Consider the following 20,438-nt stretch of genomic DNA (forward strand, 5'->3'; position numbering starts at 1 on the left):
TTGAAATTGCACACAATAAGAGAATGCAAAAATTCTGTCACAGATTTTGCTGCATTGCAGTATACTAGATTATGATGAATATTTCATCATCGCCTAAATATTAGGCTACGATCGATCGCGGATCAGACCCTCTTGCGCCACCGAAGCAATCAACTTCCCATCACGCTGATACAGACTGCCGCGGGTAAAGCCGCGTCCACCATTGGTATTGGGCGAATCCATGCTGTAGAGCAGCCAGTCGTCGAGCTTGGAAGGGCGGTGAAACCACATCGCATGGTCAAGGCTCGCCACCTGCAGATTGCGATCAAACACCGACCGGCCATGGGCGAACAGGGCCGTATCGAGCAGCGTCATGTCGGACAGGTAAGCCAGGATCGCCGCCTGGATGATGTGATCGTCGGGAACCGGGCCCGTGACCCGTACCCAGACCTTCTGTTCGGCCTCCAGCTTGTGGTCGGAGATGTAATGTTCAATCGACAGCGGCCTGACTTCGATCGGCCGCTCGCGCTCCCAATAGCTGCGGATATGATCCGGCGCGCCGGCCAGGAAAGCCGCGCTCATCTCTTCCTTGCCCGGCAGTTCCTCGGGCGGCGTCACCTTGGGGATTGGCGCCTGGTACTCAAGGCCTTCCTCTTCCTTCTGAAACGAAGCGGAGAGCGAAAAGATCGCCTTGCCATGCTGGATAGCCATCACCTGCCGTGTGGCAAAGCTCAGCCCGTCACGCATCCGGTCGACCGTGTAGATGATCGGCGCAGCCGGATCGCCCGGTCGCATGAAATAGCCGTGCAGCGAATGCACCGGCCGATCTTGCGGTACCGTGCGTTGCGCCGCTACCAGCGCCTGGCCGATCACCTGGCCGCCAAACACCCGCTGCCAGCCCACCTGCGGGCTTGTGCCGCGAAACAGGTCCTGCTCAAGTGGTTCGAGATCGAGACTGGCCACCAGTTGGGTCATGGCTGTGGGCGTGGTGCGCGACATTTTGATACTTTCGCGAAGAGTGGGCTGAACGACTGCAATGGGGTATACGGTGTCAGAAGGCCGCTGCAAAGTCCGGCGTGACGCCCCGCCGCCTGGATCGTGGCCCGGCTTGAAGGAATGATGCGATGACGACAAAGACCCTGGATATCCTGGTGTGTGGTGGCGGCTATGTCGGCCTGTCGGCGGCCGTGGCGCTGAAAACTGCAGCACCCTCCTTGCAAATTGCAGTGATCGACGCCGCCCCGCCGGAAGTCTGGCGCAAGGACCAGCGCGCCTCGGCCGTCGCTGCCGGTGCGCGCAAATTGCTGTCCACGCTTGGCGTCTGGCAGGCGATCGAACCCCAGGCCCAGGCCATCAACGACATGGTGGTGACCGATTCGCGTACCTCCGATCCCGTGCGCCCGGTATTCCTGACCTTCGGTGGCACCATCGAGGATGGCGAACCCTTTGCCCACATGGTTCCCAATGTCACCATGGTCGCAGCCCTGCGCGAAAAGGCCGCCGAGATCGGCGTGGCGATCCATCAGGCCGCAGCCGCCACCGATCTTGACCTGCGCGAACACGAAGCCGAAGTCGAGACTGCCGACGGACGCCGGTTCACGGCCAGGCTGGTGGTTGCCGCCGACGGCGTCAACTCCGGATTGCGCGACATGGCCGGCATCAAGACCCAACGCTGGGATTACGGCCAGTCCGGCATCGTCGCCACCGTCACCCATGAACGCCCGCACAATGGCCGCGCCGAAGAGCATTTTCTGCCATCGGGGCCATTTGCGATCCTGCCGCTCACCGGCAACCGATCATCGCTAGTCTGGACCGAGCGCACCGCCGACGCCGAACGGCTGGTCAAGGAAGACGATTTCGTCTTCGAGGCCGAGCTCGAGCGCCGTTTTGGCCATCATCTCGGCGCACTCGGCATCGAGGGCGGCCGTCGCGCCTTCCCGCTCGGCCTGACGCTGGCACGGGATTTCATCAAGCCCCGCTTTGCGCTGGCCGGTGACGCTGCCCACGGCATTCACCCGATTGCCGGACAGGGGCTCAATCTCGGCTTCCGCGATGTCGCCGCTCTGGCCGAAACCGTTGTCGAGGCCAACCGCCTCGGTCTCGATATCGGCTCGCTGGCGGTGCTGGAGCGATACCAGAGCTGGCGCCGATTCGACACGGTGCGGATGGGCGTTACCAGCGATCTGCTCACCCGGATGTTTTCCAACGACATCACGCCATTGCGGCTAGTCCGTGATTTCGGGCTCAGCCTGGTCGACCGGATGCCGGCCATGAAACGCTATTTCATCGATCAGGCCGCCGGCATTCCCGATGCCTCGGGCCCAAAGTTGCTGCGCGGCGAAACCATCTAACCAGACGCCTGAGGCCTTAACAAAGCGGTACCGAAACGTTCCGACCCATTAGCCTACGATGTAATCCGCAGGTTCTGCTCGGCCCGGCGCAGGCTTTCGGCCAGCACCGTCATGTCGTTGAAAGCGTGGGCAAGCGCGATTCCGCCCTGCCACTCCACCACCACCGAGCGGGCGCGGGCCATGGCGATGGACGGGCGTGGCCCGGTTTTTTGAAGTTCGCGGGCGATGAAGCTGACCAGCAGTTCAAAACTCTGGGCGGCCCGTGCCGATGCCTCGGGAGCGGCAAGCCGGAAATCCCGAACCGCCGAACTGATCGGGCATCCATTCTCGACCCGACTGCGGTTGGATTGCCCAAGCCGCTGCAACAGAAACAGGATTCTCTGGCGCGGATCGGGTGCCGCCGCTTCAGCTTCGAAAATCAGCGACTGGGTTTCCTCGACAAACACATCCGCCACCGCCAGCGCCAGATCGGCCTTGCTGCGGAAATAGTAGAACATGTTGCCTTGCGGCACTTCCGCCTGGCGGGCGATGTCGGCAATGCTGGTGGCGGAAAAGCCGTGCACCCAGAATAGCCGCGCCGCCGCAGCGACAATGGCTTCCCGTTTTCGATCGCCTTTCCTGGCCATTCTGTGTCACCTGAATTATTTGGTCAGATAACTTATAAAGCACGCGATCAAACCTGCCAATCCCGGCTCAGGCCATCACCTGGCACCAGATCCGCGCAACGACCGCGCTATTTCAATTGTTTTCGGGAAGTTGCCGTGCCTCGGAAACCAGCATGATCGGGATGCCGTCGCGCACCGGATAGGCCAGATTGGCGCGTTTTGAAATCAACTCACTGGTGTCAGAGTCATAGCTCAGCGAGCCATAGGTCAGTGGGCAAACCAGCAGTTCCAGCATCTTCACGTCAACCGCCCCAGCTGTCCGGACGTTTCTGGCTGTTTGGTTGTTTTCTGCCATACTGATCTCAATCGGCTATTGCAGCACACGTTCATAATCATCGGAATCGCGCGCCAGCGCAATCTCGGTGATGGCGACCAGTGTCTCCGCCCGGGTCTTGAGATCGTCCGCCTCCAACAGCGCCTGCTTTTCAGCCGGGCCATAGGGCGACATCATCGACAACGAATTGACCAGCGACGCGGTGCTGGCCCGCTCCACCGAGTTCCAGTCAGCCTCGAGATTATTGGCGTCGAGATAGGCCCTGAAACTGTCGAGCAGGGCCTTGCGGTCCACAGATGTGGCATCGTCGCTTGGATCGAGATCGCCCATGAACGGCGATATCTCGCAGCTCCGATAGGGTTTGCGGCCCGCATCTAATTCTTTAAGCACCCGGAAACGGCATATGCCGCCGAGAGAAATCACATAACGACCGTCGCCGGTCTCGCCAAACGAGGTAATCCGGCCCAGGCAACCTATCCGGCACAGATCCGCGACCGGCAGTTCAGCAGTCGTATTGCCTTCCAACGCCGGCTGAATGAGGCCAATCACCCGGTCGCCGTTCAGCGCATCGTCAAACATCGACAGATAACGCGGTTCGAATATGTTCAGCGGCAATTGCGCGCCGGGCAACAACAAGGCGCCCGACAGCGGAAAAACCGGCACTTGCCTGGGAACGTCCGCAGCCGTCCGATAGGATTTATTGCCAACCTGCATGCCTGTTCGCCTTACTGTCTATACTACTCCCAATGTGGAGCGAGGCGGCCGAATCTCAAGGGTTGATTCGAAAATGCGCCCGTTACGAGAACAGCAGCGATGACAGCTGCCGCCGCGCTGACAGTGTCGCCGCGTCGCTCGGCCCCCAGGCTTCGAAAAACTCCAGCAAGGCCTTCCGCGCCGCCTCGTCCTGCCAGGCGCGGTCCCTGCGCATGATCGTGAACAATTCATTTGCCGCAGCGTCGCGGTCGCCCTTGGCGTTGAGGATCTTGGCCATCTGGATGCGTGTGTCGTGATCGTCGGGATTGCTGGCCAGCCGCGCCTCGAACTCCGCCGGATCGCCGAGTTCCGCCACTTCGCGGGCCATTTCCAACCGTTTGATGACGGCTGCCACCTCAAGATCCTTGCGGCCTTCCTCGTCAACGATCTCCAGCATCTGCGCGGCTCGATCCAGATCGCCCATTTCCAGCATGCAGGCCGCCATCCCTGCTGCTGCGCCGGCATGGGTCTGATCGGTCTGCATGATCGCCGCAAAGCCTTGCGCGGCGCCCTTCAGATCGCCCGCGGCCAGCACCTCACGCGACTGCGTCAGCACATGCTCGAGTTGTTCCTTTGCGGCCGCCTCAGCCGATGGGCCCGCCACCTTGTCGATAAATTCGTGGATCTGGCTTTCAGGAATTGCACCCATGAAACCATCCACCGGCTTGCCGCCTGAAAACGCCACAACGGCAGGAATCGACTGAATCCCCATCTGCCCCGGAATCGCCGGGTGATCATCGATATTCAGCTTGACCAGACGCACCCGGCCATTTGCTTCGCGCACAGCCTTTTCGATGATCGGGGTTAGCTGCTTGCACGGGCCGCACCAAGGCGCCCAGAAATCGACCAGCACGGTCACTTCCTGCGAGGCATTGATCACGTCGGCGGTAAATTCGGCGGTGGTGGTTTCCTTGATCAGCTCACCGGATGCCGCACCGCCAAGGGCCGTATTTGGGGTCGCAGCCGATGCGGCGTTGTCGCCAAACGTCACCGTGCCGCTCATCTGGCCGCCGGAGGCCGGGGCGTAAGGATTGTCAAAGTCGCTCATGGGTCTGGTTCCGTGGCTGCAAAAAGGATGTCGTGGTCAAGAGGTCGTGTTTTAGGTCGAGACTTTCAAGATCATTGGTTCATGCCCGGTGTGGGCGAGAAAGCGCATCAGTTCTTCGCGGTTAATCGAGGTGGTCGCGTCGTTGCTCAGCGGGTGCGCGTTGATAATGTCATGCTCCAGAAGCGGCGCGTCAATAACGATTGTCACATCGTGGGCGTCATCATTGAGCGCGCAGAAAATGCTGACCGATCCCGGTGCGACACCGAGTTTTTCCATCAGCGCTTCGGGTTTTCCGAACGAAACCCGTCCACTGGCGCCGATCAGCGTGTGGATGGACTTGAGATTAACCACGGCGTTCTCTTCCATCGTCACCAGAAAATAGGTGCCTTTCTTGTCCTTCAGAAACAGGTTCTTGGTATGCCCGCCAGCGATCTGGTCGCGCAGGCCCTGTGATTCGGCAACGGTAAAAACCGGAGGGTGCTCGACAGTGCTATGGGCAATGCCAAGCGCATCGAGACAGTCAAACAGGTCTTTCGGGGTCTTCGGCATCACATCACCATCATTGCAAACTGACGAGGCACACTGGACCGGGCGTGCGTTACGAACGCAGCTCACCCCGCGAGCCTTACTGCCTTCTTGATAGGCAACCAAACCAGGGTGTGCAATGCCCGCCGCCGCCGTTCCCGAGACGACGGGCAATCTACAGGCTGGGCTGAACGGGCTGTAAACCGGTCGCAATCCGCACCAGCGAGCCGTGTCGGTGAGACATAATCAAAATTCGCTGGCCGACAGTGAAATTTCCCTGTTGCAATTGAAAGCAGGTTGCGCCATATAGCGCCGGTCCGGCCGAAACAGCCTGGACAGCCGGTCCGGTTACCCACGGACAATACGGTCAAGCGGGTGTAGCTCAGGGGTAGAGCACAACCTTGCCAAGGTTGGGGTCGGGCGTTCGAATCGCCTCACCCGCTCCAGTTTCCCTTCAGATGATCAATGTGAAGGCCTTCTCCTCAAGGGAGTAGCGCAAAAAGCCTTTGTACCGGGGCTTTTATGCAAGGTCGGGCGCTATGCTTGTCCGCTCCCGCAAAATGCCCCCTCGAAAGCAGCGCAATTTTTCTTATATGAGGCGGGATGCGGTCGATATCGGCCATGCACGAATGGCGGATGAACCATGGCGCGGATAGATCAAACAGGTGATTGGCAGGACCGGCATGCGCCGAGTCTGGCGATTTTCGAATCACTTGCGCTCGACGCCTATGCCCGGCTGCCCGGCCCTTTCCGCGATCTCTCCGGAGATCTGGCGATTGTGGTGGCCGATTTTCCCGACGACGAGATTTTCGAGGACATGGGCCTGGAAACTCCATTCGACCTGCTCGGACTGTTCGAGGGCCGTGGCCTGTCGGAACGCTTCTCAATCGAAACCGGCGATCTCAACAACCGTATCATGCTCTACCGCCGGCCGATTTTAGACTATTGGGCCGAAAACGAGGAAACTCTGGGTGACATCATCAGCCATGTGCTGATTCACGAGATAGGCCATCATTTCGGTCTGTCTGACGATGACATGGAACGTATCGAGGCCGGCGTCAGCTAGAACCGGCGCTGGCATAGCTCAGCCGCAGAGATCGCGCGCCACCCGCTCAAACAGCCGCACCCCTTGCCCGATCAGCACATCGGGAAAATCATAGTCGGGATTGTGCAACCGCGGATGATCAACGCCCGCGCCAAGCACAAACAGCGCCGATTTGGTGACCGACCCGAACAGACCAAAATCCTCGGACCAGCGGAACGGCGCATCCACCCGATGCACAGCTACTCTTTCGGCAGTGAAGGCGCGCTCGACCAGCGCCGTCGCCTCTGCGTCATTATGGCAGGCATGAAAGCCGTCCCGGGTTGCAAGTGCCAGTTCCAGCCCGTGCCTGGCCGCCACTTCCGCCGCCAACGCGCGAGCCGATGCCATCAGCCGCTCCTGCAAATCATTGTTGACACTCCGCAGCGTCGCCCAGACATCAGCCTCACCCGGCGCAATGCCAAAGGCAGCCTCTCCCAGTCGCGCATGCACCAGCGTAACCAGCGCATCCTCCGGCGCCATGCCGATCCGCGCCGGCAAGGCAGGTAACCCGGCGATCAACTCGCACATTGCCGCAGCCGGGCTTAATCCCGCCTCGGGCTGCGAGGCATGCGCTGTCTTGCCTTCAAGCCGGATCGACAATCCTTCCGAGGCAAAATTGAAAGCGCCTGCGCGAATCCCCACGGCCCCAAGCGGCACACCGGGCAGGTTATGCAGCGCAAAGGCATAATCGGGCTCTATCGTCTTGAAGGCCGGATCGGCGATCACCGCAGCCGCGCCGGCACCGGTTTCCTCGGCCGGCTGGAACAGCACGATCACCCGGCCCCGCACCGGCCGCCGTGCTGCCATCGCCCCGGCAAGCCCGGCAATGATCGCCATATGCCCGTCATGGCCGCAAAGATGGCCCTTGCCTGCGGTACACGACCGCCAGTCGACATCGCCGATATCGTGAATCGGTAGACCGTCGAGTTCGCAGCGAAACAGCACCGAAGGGCCGGGCGCACCACTGTCAAACACGGCCGCCACGCCATGGCCGCCAAGCGCGGTGAGCAGAGTGTCAGGCTTCAACGACCCGACATAGGCACTGATTCGCGCGGCGGTCTCCGCTTCTTCGCCCGAAACCTCCGGCGCCTGGTGCAACTGCCGGCGCAACGACACCAGCTCCGGCGTTATCGCTTCATCGAAGGCAAGTGCGGTTGGGCTCATTGCTGGCCGAGCTTCATCTCGGGATCATAGTCCACACCCTCGACCAGCTTGGTCACCGCCTGCCCGCACTGCATCAGCCCGGTCTCGGCATTGAAGGCCAGGCTCGGGGAGCCATGCAGCTCCCAGCCCTTGGACAGTGCCAGGCTGACCTTGTGGCAGAACGCGTTGTCATCGGGTCCAGTCAGAAATCGGTAAAGCTTCATGTCGTCTTGTCTCCTGAATTCCGCGCATCAATGCGCCTGGCTTTTTCGATCAGCCGTTCGGCCATGTGCAAATGCAGCCGTTCGACCATGCGACCGTCAAGACTGATCACTCCACGGTCGCGGTTGTCCGCCTCGGCGAAGGCGGCAACGATGGCCTCGGCATTGGCAAGTTCCGCCGGTTCGATTCCGAAAATCTCGTTGGCGGGGCCGATTTGCGCGGGATGAATCAGCGTCTTGCCGTCAAATCCCATCGCCCGGCCCTCGCCACATTCGGTTGCCAGCCCGGCCTGATTCTTGAAATCATTGTAAACGCCATCCAGCACATCAAGCCCGTATGCCCGCCCCGCGAGCACGATCTGCATCAGCCAGGTCGCCAGCCACGGCCGGCCCGGCAGGGCGCTGATGCCGGTTTCCTTGATCAGATCATTGGTGCCGGTAATGAAACAATCGAGCCGGGCACCATCGGTGCGCGCGAGCCGGGCGATCTGTCCGGCATTCATTACCCCGCGTGGCGTCTCGATCATCGCCCAGATCCTCAGATTCGCCGGCGCATCGGTCTGATCGAGCGCGTCCTCGACGGCAATGATGTCTTCGGGCGCATCGACCTTGGGAATCAGGATTGCATCGGGCTTGCAGCCGCGCGCCGCAAGCAGATCCTCCGTGCCCCAGGGCGAGGATAGCGCATTGATCCGGATCACGGTTTCCATGCCGGCTGGCAGTGCTGCGGCGCGGCCATCACCAAAAAAGCTCCGCAACGCCTCGCGCGCTTCCCGCTTGGCACCGGGCGCCACTGAATCTTCGAGGTCAAAGATCACGCTGTCGCAATCAAGTCCGGCGAGCTTGTCCTGCGCACGAGCATTGCCCGCAGGCAGGTAGAGAACGGAGCGCCGCGGCCGGACCGGGCGGGAATGGGATATCTGGCTCATCGTCCATCTATTGCCTCCGCCGGCACCGGCTTGCAAGTGACTTTGCCGCTGGCCACATCAGCCACCAGCCATTGAACAAGCCGCTGCCAATCCCCAGATTGACAGAGGTAATCAAGGAAACGAAGTCATGAGAACACTCATCGCAATAGTCGCAGGTTTGGGTTTGATGGTCGCGGCCATCGCCGGCATCGCCCTGGCGCTGGTTCTCGGTGTTGTCGCCGCCGGCGCCGTATTTGCCGGTCGGCTGACGGGCCGCCTGCAACCAGCCATGGCAAGATCCGCCACAGCAAAGCCCGATCATCGGGCCTCACAGAACCAGTTCCGTGTCTGGGATGACGGTCGCGGCACCATCATAGACATGTAAGAAATGCGGTTTGCAGGCCTAAATCGGGCGAACTAACCGGCTGGCTCTTCTTTTTCCGTTCCATGTTTGTTAAATGCTCCGGCATACACAGACAGGATATTCACGTCATGGAAAAATTCGACCGTCTCACCGGCGTTGCAGCACCCCTTCCGGTTGTCAATGTCGACACCGACATGATCATCCCCAAGGATTATCTCAAGACCATCAAGCGCACCGGTCTGGGCAAGGGTCTTTTCGCCGAAGCCCGCTACAATGAAGATGGTTCGGAAATCCCTGAATTCGTGCTCAACCAGCCGGCCTGGCGCAATGCCTCGATCCTGATCGCGGGCGACAATTTCGGCTGCGGTTCCTCGCGCGAACATGCCCCCTGGGCGCTTCTCGATTTCGGTATTCGCTGCGTGATTTCGACCAGCTTCGCCGATATTTTCTACAATAATTGCTTCAAGAACGGCATCCTGCCGATCGTCGTCAGCCAGGAAAATCTCGACAAGCTGATGGATGACGCCCGCCGCGGCGCCAACGCTACCGTGTCGATTGACCTGGAAACCCAGAAAATCAGCGGTCCCGACGGCGGAGTTATTTCCTTCGACGTTGACCCCTTCAGGAAGCACTGCCTGCTCAACGGTCTCGACGATATTGCATTGACTCTCGAGAAGGCCAGCGCAATCGATAGCTATGAAACCCAGGCGGCAGAGACCCGCCCCTGGCTCTAGTCGGGTCTTATGCAAATTTCCGACCGGACCAAACAGGCGATTTTGCGCTTAGACGAGAGTTGAAGGAAGCCTCCATGTCGACCGATATTGAAACCTCGACCATTGCCCTGATTGCAGCTGCCAGCGAGATGGAGGCAAGCGAGATCACGCGCGAGACCGAATTGGCCGATCTTGAGGTCGATTCGCTGGCTCTGACCGAGATCGTCATGGATATCGAGGACGAGAACAATATCGAGATAGATCTCAACACGGCCGAGGCCTGGCAATCTCTCAAGACAGTCGGCGATATCATCGCCGTGGTGGAAAAACTCGTCGCGGCGCGGACTTAGGATGGCCCGGCAGCGTGTCGTTGTAACCGGCCTCGGCGGAATCTGTGCACTGGGTGGCAATGCGAGTGACATCTGGGCCGGCATGAAGGAAGGCCGCGACGGCTGCAGCCCACTTTCGATCGTCACCCGCGACCTCAAGATCGGCATTGGCTGCGGTCTCACCGGTTATCCCGAAGACGACGGCATCGACAAGCGCCAGCGCGTGACCATGAGCGCCATCAGCCGAATCGCGGTGATCGCCGCCCGTGAGGCGATGGCGCAATCGGGCCTGACCTCGGGCGATTTCGACCAGTTGCGGGCCGGCGCGGTTGTCGGCGTCGGCATTTTCGGCACCGATGCTGTCGACCAGAGCTATGTCGATGTGTTTGTCGAGGGCAAGAAACGCCCGCATCTTTTCACCGTGCCGCGGGTCATGCCCGGGGCGCCCGCTGGTCATGTGTCCATCGATCTGGGGCTTAAAGGCCCGGTCTTCGGTGTCACCTCGGCCTGTGCGTCGGGCAACCACGCCTTCATTTCAGCCGTCGACCAGATCCGCCTTGGCCGCGCCGACGTGATGCTTGCCGGTGGCGCCGAATTGTCGCTGGTCTACGGTCCGCTCAAAGCCTGGGAATCGCTGCGCGTGCTCGCCCGCCAGGCCTGCCGGCCGTTTTCCGCCGACCGCGACGGACTGGTGCTGGGCGACGGCGCCGCCATTGCGGTGCTTGAGTCCTATGAGCACGCAATTGCTCGCGGCGCCAATATTCTGGCCGAGATTATCGGCGTCGGTCTCTCCGGTGACGCCTCCGATATCGTCAACCCCACCGTCGAAGGCCCGGCTGCGGCAATGCGTAATTGCCTTGCCGACGCCGGAATTTCAGCCGACCAGGTCGACTACATCAACGCCCATGGCACCGCCACGCAGGCCAATGACCAGACCGAGACCCGCGCCATCCGCCAGGTTTTCGGGTCCGCCGCCGATAATGTGTCTGTGTCCTCGACCAAATCCATGCACGGCCATTGCCTGGGCGCTTCGAGCGCCATCGAGATGATCGCCTGCGTCAACGCCATCCGCGAAGGCGTCATTCCACCGACCATCAATTTCACAAGTCCCGATCCGCTGTGCGACCTCGATGTCACTCCGAACGAAGCCCGGGAAAAAACTGTCGATATCACCATATCCAATGCCTTCGCCTTCGGCGGCACCAATGCTGTCGTGGCACTGAAGCGGGTTTGATACCGTCACCCACCGGTTGGTTGAAAAATCGCCGGGCCGGCGTTAATGCTCACCCGAAAGCTGCGATTTTTACTTTTGAAAGGCATGATCCATGACGTCTCGTTCTCTCTTTCTGCTTCCTGGCGACGGCATCGGCCCGGAAGCCATGGCCGAAGTCCGGAAAGTCATCGCCCATCTCAATGACAAGCACGGAACGGATTTCGTCACCGACGAGGGACTGGTCGGCGGATGCGCCTATGACGCCTGCGGCCAGGCAATTTCCGACGCGGACATGGAAAAGGCGATGGCCGCCGACGCCGTATTGTTCGGCGCGGTTGGCGGTCCGAAATGGGATCCTGTGCCGTATGAAGTGCGTCCCGAGGCAGGTCTTTTGCGGCTGCGCAAGGACATGGAGCTGTTCGCCAACCTGCGTCCGGCAATCTGCTACCCGGCGCTTGCCGCCTCGTCTTCGCTCAAGCCCGAAGTTGTCGAAGGCCTCGATATCCTGATCGTCCGCGAACTCACCGGCGGCGTCTATTTCGGCGAACCCAAGGAAATCATCGATCTCGGCAACGGTCAGAAGCGCGGCATAGACACCCAGGTCTATGACACCTACGAAATCGAACGCATTTCAGCCGTCGCCTTCGAGCTGGCGCGCACCCGCAGGAACGAAGTCTGTTCGATGGAAAAGCGCAACGTCATGAAATCCGGCGTGCTCTGGAACGAGGTGGTGACCGCCACCCACAAGGCACGTTTCTCCGACGTCAAGCTGAGCCACATGCTGGCCGATGCCGGCGGCATGCAGCTGGTGCGCTGGCCCAAGCAGTTCGACGTCATCGTCACCGACAATCTGTTTGGCGATATGCTCTCAGACGTCGCCGCCATGCTGACCGGCTCACTCGGCATGCTGCCCTCCGCCTCGCTCGGCGCACCCGATCCCAAGACCGGCAAGCGCAAGGCGCTCTACGAGCCGGTGCACGGCTCGGCACCCGATATCGCCGGCCAGGGCATCGCCAACCCGATCGCCATGATCGCCTCCTTTGCCATGTGCCTGCGCTATTCCTTCGACATGGTAGCTGAAGCCGAGCGGCTGGATGCAGCCATTGCCACCGTGCTTGGAAACGGCCTGCGCACCGGCGATATCATGTCGGATGGCTGCACCAAGGTGACCACTGCCGAAATGGGCGACGCCATCGTCGCCGCTTACGCAGGATAAGCATCACCATTTATAACGGCAAATCCAACCCGGCCCGGCTCCACGCTCGGCCGGGTTTTTGTTGAACCCCGCTGGCTGGTCAGGTTGTGTCTGAACGGCGGATTTCTTCCATCTGCCGGGCCAGTTCGGCGCGCCAGGGCCCCATCATCTCGCGCACCTTCTGGATATAGGGCTCGTTCTCAGCCAGCGTCAGTTTCGGATCGTAGACGCTCGCCACCTCAAGCATCGATTTCCGGTCCATGCGGTCGAAGGCGTCGGCCATGGCGTGAGCATGGGGCGTGGAAATCCCCAACGCCTCAAACGCGGATCGGCCCATCCGGATCGAGCTGTCATAGGTCTCGCGGACGATATCGCGGCAGCCGGCGGCCCAGAGATCATAGACATGGTCACGGTCAACCGCGCGCGCCAGCACATGCACGCCCGGATGGGTATGCTGCAGATATCTGGTCAATTCGGTAATCTGCTCACGATCATCGATGGCGATAACGATCAGCTTGGCCTCAGAGATGCCGGCCGCATGCAGAAGTTCGGGTCGGGTGGCGTCGCCATAATAGGATTTCAACCCGAAACGGCCCATCATGTCGATGCGTTTGGAATTGAAATCAATCACCGTCGAGCCGTAACCGGCTGCCGACAGCATCCGCTGGATCAGCCCGCCCATGCGGCCATGGCCAGCTATGATGATGTGGTTTTGCTCGTCGATCTGGTCGGTTTGCCGCCCGTCTGCCTCGACAAACCGTGGCGCGATAACCCGGTCATAGAGTATGAAAAGCCCCGGCGTCAGTACCATCGACAGCGCCACCACCAACAGCAGCTGATCGGCGATCTCAGCCGGGATCACCGAATTTGCCACCGTAAACGACAACAACACGAAGCCGAACTCACCGGCCTGCGCCAATCCCAATGCAAACAGCCAGCGATCGCCGCCACGCAGCTTGAAGACCAGCGCCAGCACATAGAGCACGCCGGCCTTTATGGCGATCAGCGCCAGGGTCAGGGCGACGATCAGCCCCGGATTGTCGGCCAACAGCGCGAAATTGATGCCGGCGCCGACACTCATGAAAAACAGACCGAGCAATAGCCCCTTGAACGGGCCGATATCGGATTCCAGTTCGTGGCGGTATTCGCTGTTGGCCAGCACCACACCGGCAAGAAAGGTGCCGAGCGCCGGCGACAGACCGACCAGCGACATCAGCAAGGCGATGCCGATTACCATCAGCAAGGCCGTGGCGGTGAAAAGCTCGCGCAATTGCGAGGTTGCGATGAAGCGAAACAGGGGCCGCGTCAGCCGACTGCCGATCAACACCACAGCGGCCACCGCGGCCAGGGTGACCAGCGTGGTTTGCCAGCCATTGAGCCCGGCCACCAGGCTCATCGTCGCGCCATGATCGCCGCCGCCGGATCCCTGCGCGGCACTGGCAGCGTGATGGGCTTCGAGCAATTCCGGCAGCGCCAACAACGGGATCAGCGCCAGCATTGGAATCACGGCAATGTCCTGGAACAACAGCACCGAGAAACTCGATTGCCCGCCATCGCTTTTCAACAGTCCCTTTTCATTGAGCGACTGCAGCACGATCGCCGTCGACGAGAGCGACAGCACCAGCCCGATCGCCAGGCTCACCGTCCAGGATTGGCCCAGCGCCATCGCCACCATCATCACCAGAAGCGTGCTGCCCGCTACCTGCGCGCCGCCAAGCCCGATCAACCGCGTCCGCATCTGCCAGAGCATTTTCGGCTCCAGTTCGAGGCCGACCAGAAACAGCATCATCACCACGCCGAACTCGGCAAAATGCTGAATCGACAGCACGTCGACATCGAGCAGCGCCAGCACCGGCGAAATTGCAATACCGGCGATCAGGTAGCCAAGCACCGAGCCAAGTCCCAGCCGCGTGGCAATCGGCACAGCGAAAACGCCCGCGACAAGAAACACAAATGCAAGCAACAGAAAATCGGTCATGAAACATCCCCTTGGCCCAATGTTGTGAGGCCTTGCAGCAATATTCGCATTCTGTCTGAAAAAGGAAGCCCGGGATATCGCCTGTCTTGCTGCACAGCAGAAGCGCGGCAACCGGTGCGAACCGGGCCAAAACGTTGTTAGCCGGCGACCGCACGGAACGAATTGACATTTCAGCGCACTTCCATCAAAACACGCCCACCATGCGCACCACGATCAAAACCAAGACCGCGATCTGACCCGTTCCGCCCCCCTCACTCTCCCCGGGGCGGGAAGAGTGGCGCTTGACCGCTAACAAGGGGAGAGAGGAGCACGGAAACCATGGGTTTCAAAATCGCAATTGTCGGTGCGACGGGCAATGTCGGCCGCGAAATGCTCAACATTTTGTCAGAGCGCGCCTTCCCTGTCAGCGAAGTCGTAGCCCTTGCCTCGAGCCGCTCGGTGGGCACCGAAGTTTCCTTCGGCGACAAGACCCTGAAGGTCAAGAATCTCGAAAATTATGATTTTACCGGCACCGATCTCTGCCTGATGTCTGCCGGTGGCACGATCAGCAAGAAATGGTCGCCCAAGATCGCCGCCCAAGGCTGCATCGTCATCGATAATTCCTCGGCCTGGCGCTACGACGCCGACGTGCCGTTGATCGTGCCTGAAGTCAATCCGGATGCGATCACCGGCTATACCAAGCGCAACATCATCGCCAACCCGAATTGCTCGACGGCACAGCTGGTCGTCGCGCTCAAGCCGCTGCATGATCACGCCAAGATCAAACGCCTGGTGATCTCGACCTACCAGTCGGTTTCCGGCGCCGGCAAGGACGGCATGGACGAGCTGTTCAACCAGACCCGCGCCGTGTTTGTCGCAGATTCGATCTCGACCCACAAATTCACCAAGCGCATCGCCTTCAACGTCATTCCGCATATCGATGACTTCATGGAAGACGGCTACACCAAGGAAGAATGGAAGGTGCTGGCCGAAACCAAGAAGATGCTGGATCCGAAGATCAAGGTCACCTGCACCGCCGTGCGCGTGCCGGTGTTCATCGGCCATTCGGAATCGGTCAATATCGAGTTTGAAAACGAGATTTCTGCCGAGGAAGCCCGTGACATCCTGCGCGACGCACCCGGCTGCCAGGTCATCGACAAGCACGAGGACGGTGGCTACATCACGCCCTATGAATGTGCTGGCGAAGACGCCACCTTCATCTCGCGCATCCGCGAGGACGCAACTGTCGAAAACGGCCTCAACATCTGGGTCGTCTCTGACAATCTGCGCAAGGGTGCCGCTCTCAACACCATTCAGATCGCCGAACTGCTGGTCAACCGGCGGCTGATCAAGCCGCGGCTGGCTGCCTGAATGCAATCGAGCCATTTGATGGCCCGCCGGTGCACCCCATCGGCGGGCCTTTTTATTGAGCCACGGAATTGGCGGGTCGTGACTTTTCAGCGAAACGCTGGCAAGCTTCGCCCCGGCCAAGTTTCACGACACAAGGGTGATGATGCATGAACGACACGGGTGGAAAACTGACCGCAGCGGGCATTGCCGCGCTGGTTATGATAGGCTTCGCCACACCGGCGATTGCCGCACAATGCGGCAACAACTCCAAGGGCTTTCCCGCTTGGATCACCCAGTTCAAGAAGGAAGCGGCCCGGGCAGGCATCTCCGAGCGCACGCTCGACAGGGCTTTCGCCAACGTCCGTTATGCCACCAAGACGATTTCGCTGGACCGCAATCAGCGCAGCTTCAAATTGTCTTTCGACCAGTTCATGCAGAAGCGCGGCGCCAACACCATCATTTCCCAGGGCAAGAAGCTGAAGAAGCGCAATGCCGGAATGTTCGATGCGATCGAGAAGAAATACGGCGTACCTGCCGGTCCGCTGCTCGCGATCTGGGGCATGGAATCAGGTTTCGGCCGGTTTTCCGGCAACCAGCACACCATGTCGGCTGTGGCGACGCTGGCCTATGATTGCCGTCGCTCGGCGTTTTTCACCGAACAGCTCTATGCCCAGTTGCAGCTCATACAGAAGGGCTGGCTGAGCCCCGACTTCAAGGGCGCCGCCCATGGCGAAATCGGCCAGACCCAGTTCCTGCCCGCAAATGTCGTCCGTTTCGGCGTCGATGGCGACCGCAACGGCAGCGTCGATCTGGCGTCCTCTGCCGACGCACTGGCCTCGACCGCGAATTTCCTCCGCGCCCATGGCTGGAGCCGCGGCGGCGGCTATCAGCCGGGAGAGGGCAACCACCGGGCGATCGAGGGCTGGAACGCAGCCAGCGTCTACCAAAAGGCAATTGCCAAGATCGGTGCGGACATCGACGGTTGAAGCTCAGCTAAAGTCTGATGCTGACGGCCCGCGCCAACTGCCGCGGGCCGGATCGACCCGGTCCATGGCGCGTTCAGGCCGATCTGCCTGAACGACACCGCACATGCGTCGATTCAATCTGTTGCAGATCCATGCATTCAATTGGTTCCGCCGAGCTGAAAAGCCCATTTTCCGGCCGCGATCACCGATCCGTTATCCGGACTGATCACAAAAACAGCGTCAGAATTCGTCGCAGCTTTCGTCCACCGTGGTTTGTACGCTGTGGATGATCTTGCCGCCCTTGAAGGTGAACGCCTCGCGGATCAGCAATTCATTGTCGGTGAACTGGTAACACACCAGCGCCGTGGCAGTGGTGTCGTCGATCCTCGCCTCGGGGTCGAGTTGCCAGGCAAAATTGGCCGTGGCGGCAATCTCTTCCCATTCATCCAGCGCCTCGACGAATTCCGCTTTGGTCTGGGTTACCTCGAGATCCCCAAGTTCGATTTTCGCATCATCGGCCAGCAAATCGGTGAGTGCGACCCGGTTGACGTCGAACAGTGCCGTATACCATCGCTCCAGCAGCGAACTTGTCGTTTGCGCCGCGGCAACCGCCGGGATGGCGACAAGCACGGTGGCGGCAATAAGTACAGTTCGGATCAGACGCATGTGAAGGCTCCCGCAGGCGCCGCTTCCAGGCTGGCAAGTGCGCCACCGCCATGGAACCGGAGTGCGGGGGCTGCTGTCAAGCCAGAGGCAGGTCGGGCCGGTAGAAATCGCCGGTTTGGGGGTCCATGACCCACAGTTCACCGGTCGAAATATCGAACCAGGCGCCGTGCAGCTTCATCTTGCCGCGATCTTCAAGGATCTTGACGCACGGAAAACTCCGCAGATTGGAGATCGAGTTGCGGATCGAGATACGCTCCAGCGCGATCTGCCGCTCGCCGCTGGTCATCAGCTGGCTGTCCTGGATCTGTTGCGCCGCTGGCTTCAGTAGTTTCACCCAGTGGCCGATGAAATCGCCCGGCGAGAGCGGCGCCGCATTGGGATCGAGCGCTGCCTTGATGCCGCCGCAGCGGCCATGGCCGAGCACGACGATCTGCCGAATCTTGAGTGCCTGCACTGCAAATTCGAGCGCTGCCGAGGTAGCGTGAAGATTATCATCCGGCTCGTAGGGCGGCACCAGATTGGAGACATTGCGGATTACGAACATTTCGCCCGGACCACAATCGAAAACGGTCTCGGGTGCGGTGCGTGAATCGCAGCAGGCAATGACCAGCGTGTGTGGTTCCTGGCCGGTTTCGGCCAATTGTCTGTAACGATCTCTTTCGGCCGTGTAGCGGCCGCTCATGAATGTTTTGTAGCCTTCAAGAAGCCTGGATGGAAATGTCGACATGGCAACGCACATAAACGCGCGCGGCACGAAGATCAATCATCCTTTAGGCGATATGCAAATCCACGGATAAAAATACTGGATACACCGCTCCGCACGCCCCCCATCGCCGCCATCATTATGGGTGTTTTCGTCTTGTCCCGGAATGAACCCGCCGCATATTGACCATCGCCATCGGCGTGCGCAGACTCTGCGCATCGGTCTCAAGCGTCAACTCGTCAGCGCCGCGCCGTGCGGTTCGTGCCAGGATCTCGAACACGGCGCCAGTAGCCATTTGCAGCGCCTTCTCCTCAGCCATTCCTTCCAGCAGCCGCGCCAGGAAGGTCGCCGACATCAGGTCGCCGAGGCCGTTTGGCGCATTGGCGATGCTGCGGTGTTCGGCCATATGGGCCTCACCGCCGCTGACCAGCAGGTTGCCGGTGCTGCCCGCCATCATCGCGATCGCCGAGGTGACCAGCACCCTGGCCGGCCCCAGCGTCTCCGCCGCCGACAACATCGATGCCGTATCTTTGACCTCGGCGCCCGACAACCAGCCAAGCTCATGCACATTCGGGGTGGCGATGCTGGCGATCGGAATCAGCTTGTTCGCAATGGCATTGGCGGTAATTTCCGGAACATAGAGCCCGCCGGTATCGCCGATCACGGGGTCGCACATGTACAGCGCACCCGGATTGGCCGCCCGCACTGCGCCCACCAGCCGGGCGATGTCTTCCGCCTGGCCAGCCTCGCCGAGATAGCCGCTGAGCACCGCGCCGACTTCGCCAAGCCAGGGCGCCCGGCACAAATCATCAATCAGCGCCGAGAAATCCTCTCTTGAAGGAACAATCCGGGTGGCTCGCGAATGCCCCGGATGCCAGGGAAGGATCACGGTTGGAACCGCCCACACAGGAAACCCGAGGGTTTCCAGTGCGAACACGGCGGCGCGGTTGCCCACCGATCCGCGCACCACATGGCTGGAAATGACGATCACCGCCGGGTGGATCCCCGGATTGTTCTGGTTGCCCTGGCTCATGTCGAAATCTGCCCGAACAACCACCACACCAGGCCCAGCAGCGCCAGCACAGCCAGGCCGCGAGCAATCCGCGTGCCCCACAGTTCTGCTGCATCGGTCTTGTCGGCGTCCTTGGCGGCAAAATGATCGCGCACACTGTTGGCGGCAGATTTCATCACCGGCGTCGCCGACAGCCCGCCCTCCTCGCCGAGTCGGTCGAGCGCGCGTTTGGCGTCGCGAACGGTCTTCTCATCGTCTTTCATGACACCTGCTTTCTGCAAGAATAGCGCTCCGGTTCATCCTAGCGCCCGTCGCCGCTGCGGCGCAAACACCCCATATCATTCGACACCGCCACCGAGCGTCAGCGGGCCATGCCATGATATTCGGCGTTGGGGCGCATGTCGGTGGCCGACGCCATCCGGTTGCTCATGTTGTAAAAAGAGGCAACCGCGGCGATATCCCATATATCCCGATCGCTGTATCCCACATCGCGCAGCGCCTGCCGGTCCGCCTCTTCGATCCGTGCCGGGTCTTCGGTCATCAGCACTGCGAAATCGAGCATCGCCCGTTGTTTCGGCTTCAGGTCGGCCACCAGATAGTTCATCACCATTTGCTCGCCCAGTTCCGGCTTTCCCGACAACACCCGCACCGCAGCTCCATGGGCAGTCAGGCAATAATAGCACCGGTTGACCGCCGAGACCGCCACCGCAATCAACTCCCGGTCGAGTTTGCTCAGGCCGGAATCCGCCAGCATCAGGTCATTGTAGAAGGCCGCAAAGGCTTCCAGCTTGTTATTGTTGAAGGCGTAGGCCCTGAGCACATTGGGGACCATCCCGAGCTTTTCCTCGCATTTGGCGAAGTAGGCGGTCATGGCATCGCTAAGCGGCGTTTCCTGCTTGAGATTCAGCGCGATCACGGCTTCTGGTGCAGATGTCATCACAAATTCTCCAATTATTGTTATCCGGTACGAAATCTGGTCGCTTTGCATGCCACTTCTGCTAGGTTTCGACCAAAGATCAA

At 60.4% G+C, this 20,438-nt stretch carries 24 protein-coding genes and 1 tRNA gene; 10 read left to right on the forward strand and 15 right to left on the reverse strand.

Annotated features, from left to right (window positions below; translation table 11 throughout):
- Positions 1–105 precede the first annotated feature (105 nt).
- Complete coding sequence (tesB, locus tag OEG84_RS15155) at positions 106–978, reverse strand: acyl-CoA thioesterase II (protein ID WP_267654522.1); 873 nt, start codon at positions 976–978, stop codon at positions 106–108.
- Between the two features lie 125 nt (positions 979–1,103).
- On the opposite strand from tesB, the gene OEG84_RS15160 reads away from it, so the two are divergent.
- Positions 1,104–2,330 carry a ubiquinone biosynthesis hydroxylase gene (locus tag OEG84_RS15160; RefSeq protein WP_267654523.1) on the forward strand — a complete coding sequence of 409 codons (1,227 nt, stop codon included), beginning with the start codon at positions 1,104–1,106 and terminating at the stop codon, positions 2,328–2,330.
- A gap of 53 nt (positions 2,331–2,383) precedes the next feature.
- Here OEG84_RS15160 and OEG84_RS15165 read toward each other — a convergent pair whose 3' ends face one another.
- The 5 genes from OEG84_RS15165 to OEG84_RS15185 form a co-directional block, all read right to left on the reverse strand.
- Positions 2,384–2,956, reverse strand: a complete 573-nt coding sequence (locus OEG84_RS15165) for a TetR/AcrR family transcriptional regulator (protein WP_267654524.1) — start codon at positions 2,954–2,956, stop codon at positions 2,384–2,386.
- A gap of 112 nt (positions 2,957–3,068) precedes the next feature.
- The gene (locus tag OEG84_RS15170; protein ID WP_267654525.1) at positions 3,069–3,290 is read right to left on the reverse strand and encodes a Trm112 family protein; all 222 of its coding nucleotides are present in this window, start codon (positions 3,288–3,290) and stop codon (positions 3,069–3,071) included.
- 15 nt (positions 3,291–3,305) lie between these two features.
- A complete protein-coding gene (locus OEG84_RS15175) occupies positions 3,306–3,983 on the reverse strand; it encodes an LON peptidase substrate-binding domain-containing protein (RefSeq protein ID WP_267654526.1) in 678 nt (225 codons plus the stop codon).
- Positions 3,984–4,065: 82 nt separating this feature from the next.
- The gene (gene trxA / locus OEG84_RS15180) at positions 4,066–5,070 is read right to left on the reverse strand and encodes a thioredoxin (RefSeq protein ID WP_267654527.1); all 1,005 of its coding nucleotides are present in this window, start codon (positions 5,068–5,070) and stop codon (positions 4,066–4,068) included.
- A 51-nt stretch (positions 5,071–5,121) separates the two neighbouring features.
- A complete protein-coding gene (locus OEG84_RS15185; RefSeq protein WP_267654528.1) occupies positions 5,122–5,619 on the reverse strand; it encodes a prolyl-tRNA synthetase associated domain-containing protein in 498 nt (165 codons plus the stop codon).
- Positions 5,620–5,966: 347 nt separating this feature from the next.
- Here OEG84_RS15185 and OEG84_RS15190 point away from each other — a divergent pair.
- Positions 5,967–6,041 (forward strand) — tRNA-Gly (locus OEG84_RS15190).
- A gap of 197 nt (positions 6,042–6,238) precedes the next feature.
- On the forward strand, positions 6,239–6,661 hold the full coding sequence (locus OEG84_RS15195) for a metallopeptidase family protein (protein ID WP_267654529.1): 423 nt from the start codon (positions 6,239–6,241) through the stop codon (positions 6,659–6,661).
- Positions 6,662–6,679: 18 nt separating this feature from the next.
- Here the strand turns inward: OEG84_RS15195 and OEG84_RS15200 are convergent, their stop codons facing one another.
- The 3 genes from OEG84_RS15200 to OEG84_RS15210 are packed head-to-tail and all read right to left on the reverse strand — an operon-like array spanning position 6,680 to position 8,972.
- Positions 6,680–7,843, reverse strand: coding sequence for an amidohydrolase (locus OEG84_RS15200; protein ID WP_267654530.1), 1,164 nt, complete (start codon positions 7,841–7,843; stop codon positions 6,680–6,682).
- Positions 7,840–8,046 (reverse strand): DUF1737 domain-containing protein, encoded by a 207-nt coding sequence (locus OEG84_RS15205; RefSeq protein WP_267654531.1) that lies wholly within the window; start codon positions 8,044–8,046, stop codon positions 7,840–7,842. Before OEG84_RS15205 ends, OEG84_RS15200 begins: the two co-directional genes overlap by 4 nt.
- Entirely contained in the window at positions 8,043–8,972 is a 930-nt protein-coding gene (locus tag OEG84_RS15210; protein WP_267654532.1) for an HpcH/HpaI aldolase/citrate lyase family protein, read from the reverse strand. The genes OEG84_RS15205 and OEG84_RS15210 overlap by 4 nt, the downstream gene beginning before the upstream one ends.
- Positions 8,973–9,099: 127 nt before the next feature.
- Here OEG84_RS15210 and OEG84_RS15215 point away from each other — a divergent pair, with 127 nt between their 5' ends.
- The 5 genes from OEG84_RS15215 to leuB all read left to right on the forward strand — a co-directional run bounded on the left by OEG84_RS15215 (position 9,100) and on the right by leuB (position 12,786).
- Entirely contained in the window at positions 9,100–9,336 is a 237-nt protein-coding gene (locus OEG84_RS15215) for a hypothetical protein (protein WP_267654533.1), read from the forward strand.
- 107 nt (positions 9,337–9,443) lie between these two features.
- Positions 9,444–10,049: a 3-isopropylmalate dehydratase small subunit gene (leuD, locus tag OEG84_RS15220; protein WP_267654534.1), complete on the forward strand. Its 606-nt coding sequence runs from the start codon at positions 9,444–9,446 to the stop codon at positions 10,047–10,049.
- 74 nt (positions 10,050–10,123) lie between these two features.
- Positions 10,124–10,378, forward strand: a complete 255-nt coding sequence (locus OEG84_RS15225; protein WP_267654535.1) for an acyl carrier protein — start codon at positions 10,124–10,126, stop codon at positions 10,376–10,378.
- Position 10,379: 1 nt separating this feature from the next.
- Positions 10,380–11,591: a beta-ketoacyl-[acyl-carrier-protein] synthase family protein gene (locus OEG84_RS15230; protein ID WP_267654536.1), complete on the forward strand. Its 1,212-nt coding sequence runs from the start codon at positions 10,380–10,382 to the stop codon at positions 11,589–11,591.
- 91 nt (positions 11,592–11,682) lie between these two features.
- The gene (gene leuB, locus OEG84_RS15235; RefSeq protein ID WP_267654537.1) at positions 11,683–12,786 is read left to right on the forward strand and encodes a 3-isopropylmalate dehydrogenase; all 1,104 of its coding nucleotides are present in this window, start codon (positions 11,683–11,685) and stop codon (positions 12,784–12,786) included.
- A gap of 79 nt (positions 12,787–12,865) precedes the next feature.
- Here leuB and OEG84_RS15240 read toward each other — a convergent pair whose 3' ends face one another.
- On the reverse strand, positions 12,866–14,743 hold the full coding sequence (locus tag OEG84_RS15240) for a cation:proton antiporter domain-containing protein (RefSeq protein ID WP_267654538.1): 1,878 nt from the start codon (positions 14,741–14,743) through the stop codon (positions 12,866–12,868).
- A gap of 318 nt (positions 14,744–15,061) precedes the next feature.
- Between OEG84_RS15240 and OEG84_RS15245 the strand changes: the two genes are divergently transcribed.
- Entirely contained in the window at positions 15,062–16,093 is a 1,032-nt protein-coding gene (locus tag OEG84_RS15245; RefSeq protein ID WP_267654539.1) for an aspartate-semialdehyde dehydrogenase, read from the forward strand.
- 146 nt (positions 16,094–16,239) lie between these two features.
- A complete protein-coding gene (locus tag OEG84_RS15250) occupies positions 16,240–17,058 on the forward strand; it encodes a lytic murein transglycosylase (RefSeq protein WP_267654540.1) in 819 nt (272 codons plus the stop codon).
- A gap of 219 nt (positions 17,059–17,277) precedes the next feature.
- Here OEG84_RS15250 and OEG84_RS15255 read toward each other — a convergent pair whose 3' ends face one another.
- The 5 genes from OEG84_RS15255 to OEG84_RS15275 form a co-directional block, all read right to left on the reverse strand.
- Positions 17,278–17,703, reverse strand: coding sequence for a nuclear transport factor 2 family protein (locus OEG84_RS15255; RefSeq protein ID WP_267654541.1), 426 nt, complete (start codon positions 17,701–17,703; stop codon positions 17,278–17,280).
- Positions 17,704–17,779: 76 nt separating this feature from the next.
- The gene (locus OEG84_RS15260) at positions 17,780–18,430 is read right to left on the reverse strand and encodes a carbonic anhydrase (protein ID WP_267654542.1); all 651 of its coding nucleotides are present in this window, start codon (positions 18,428–18,430) and stop codon (positions 17,780–17,782) included.
- 115 nt (positions 18,431–18,545) lie between these two features.
- Positions 18,546–19,439, reverse strand: a complete 894-nt coding sequence (gene pdxY / locus OEG84_RS15265; protein ID WP_267654543.1) for a pyridoxal kinase PdxY — start codon at positions 19,437–19,439, stop codon at positions 18,546–18,548.
- Entirely contained in the window at positions 19,436–19,681 is a 246-nt protein-coding gene (locus OEG84_RS15270) for a hypothetical protein (RefSeq protein ID WP_267654544.1), read from the reverse strand. Before OEG84_RS15270 ends, pdxY begins: the two co-directional genes overlap by 4 nt.
- Before the next feature lie 98 nt (positions 19,682–19,779).
- Positions 19,780–20,355 (reverse strand): peroxidase-related enzyme, encoded by a 576-nt coding sequence (locus OEG84_RS15275; RefSeq protein WP_267654545.1) that lies wholly within the window; start codon positions 20,353–20,355, stop codon positions 19,780–19,782.
- Between the last annotated feature and the right edge of the window lie 83 nt (positions 20,356–20,438).

The sequence above is a fragment of the Hoeflea algicola genome, from assembly GCF_026619415.1.
Lineage (GTDB): Bacteria > Pseudomonadota > Alphaproteobacteria > Rhizobiales > Rhizobiaceae > Hoeflea > Hoeflea algicola.

Excerpts from the sequence above, each read along its gene's own strand:
- tesB (WP_267654522.1), bottom strand. The coding sequence starts at position 978 with ATGTCGCGCACCACGCCCACAGCCATGACCCAACTGGTGGCCAGTCTC.
- OEG84_RS15160 (WP_267654523.1), top strand. The coding sequence starts at position 1,104 with ATGACGACAAAGACCCTGGATATCCTGGTGTGTGGTGGCGGCTATGTC.
- OEG84_RS15165 (WP_267654524.1), bottom strand. The coding sequence starts at position 2,956 with ATGGCCAGGAAAGGCGATCGAAAACGGGAAGCCATTGTCGCTGCGGCG.
- OEG84_RS15170 (WP_267654525.1), bottom strand. The coding sequence starts at position 3,290 with ATGGCAGAAAACAACCAAACAGCCAGAAACGTCCGGACAGCTGGGGCG.
- OEG84_RS15175 (WP_267654526.1), bottom strand. The coding sequence starts at position 3,983 with ATGCAGGTTGGCAATAAATCCTATCGGACGGCTGCGGACGTTCCCAGG.
- trxA (WP_267654527.1), bottom strand. The coding sequence starts at position 5,070 with ATGAGCGACTTTGACAATCCTTACGCCCCGGCCTCCGGCGGCCAGATG.
- OEG84_RS15185 (WP_267654528.1), bottom strand. The coding sequence starts at position 5,619 with ATGCCGAAGACCCCGAAAGACCTGTTTGACTGTCTCGATGCGCTTGGC.
- OEG84_RS15195 (WP_267654529.1), top strand. The coding sequence starts at position 6,239 with ATGGCGCGGATAGATCAAACAGGTGATTGGCAGGACCGGCATGCGCCG.
- OEG84_RS15200 (WP_267654530.1), bottom strand. The coding sequence starts at position 7,843 with ATGAGCCCAACCGCACTTGCCTTCGATGAAGCGATAACGCCGGAGCTG.
- OEG84_RS15205 (WP_267654531.1), bottom strand. The coding sequence starts at position 8,046 with ATGAAGCTTTACCGATTTCTGACTGGACCCGATGACAACGCGTTCTGC.
- OEG84_RS15210 (WP_267654532.1), bottom strand. The coding sequence starts at position 8,972 with ATGAGCCAGATATCCCATTCCCGCCCGGTCCGGCCGCGGCGCTCCGTT.
- OEG84_RS15215 (WP_267654533.1), top strand. The coding sequence starts at position 9,100 with ATGAGAACACTCATCGCAATAGTCGCAGGTTTGGGTTTGATGGTCGCG.
- leuD (WP_267654534.1), top strand. The coding sequence starts at position 9,444 with ATGGAAAAATTCGACCGTCTCACCGGCGTTGCAGCACCCCTTCCGGTT.
- OEG84_RS15225 (WP_267654535.1), top strand. The coding sequence starts at position 10,124 with ATGTCGACCGATATTGAAACCTCGACCATTGCCCTGATTGCAGCTGCC.
- OEG84_RS15230 (WP_267654536.1), top strand. The coding sequence starts at position 10,380 with ATGGCCCGGCAGCGTGTCGTTGTAACCGGCCTCGGCGGAATCTGTGCA.
- leuB (WP_267654537.1), top strand. The coding sequence starts at position 11,683 with ATGACGTCTCGTTCTCTCTTTCTGCTTCCTGGCGACGGCATCGGCCCG.
- OEG84_RS15240 (WP_267654538.1), bottom strand. The coding sequence starts at position 14,743 with ATGACCGATTTTCTGTTGCTTGCATTTGTGTTTCTTGTCGCGGGCGTT.
- OEG84_RS15245 (WP_267654539.1), top strand. The coding sequence starts at position 15,062 with ATGGGTTTCAAAATCGCAATTGTCGGTGCGACGGGCAATGTCGGCCGC.
- OEG84_RS15250 (WP_267654540.1), top strand. The coding sequence starts at position 16,240 with ATGAACGACACGGGTGGAAAACTGACCGCAGCGGGCATTGCCGCGCTG.
- OEG84_RS15255 (WP_267654541.1), bottom strand. The coding sequence starts at position 17,703 with ATGCGTCTGATCCGAACTGTACTTATTGCCGCCACCGTGCTTGTCGCC.
- OEG84_RS15260 (WP_267654542.1), bottom strand. The coding sequence starts at position 18,430 with ATGTCGACATTTCCATCCAGGCTTCTTGAAGGCTACAAAACATTCATG.
- pdxY (WP_267654543.1), bottom strand. The coding sequence starts at position 19,439 with ATGAGCCAGGGCAACCAGAACAATCCGGGGATCCACCCGGCGGTGATC.
- OEG84_RS15270 (WP_267654544.1), bottom strand. The coding sequence starts at position 19,681 with ATGAAAGACGATGAGAAGACCGTTCGCGACGCCAAACGCGCGCTCGAC.
- OEG84_RS15275 (WP_267654545.1), bottom strand. The coding sequence starts at position 20,355 with ATGACATCTGCACCAGAAGCCGTGATCGCGCTGAATCTCAAGCAGGAA.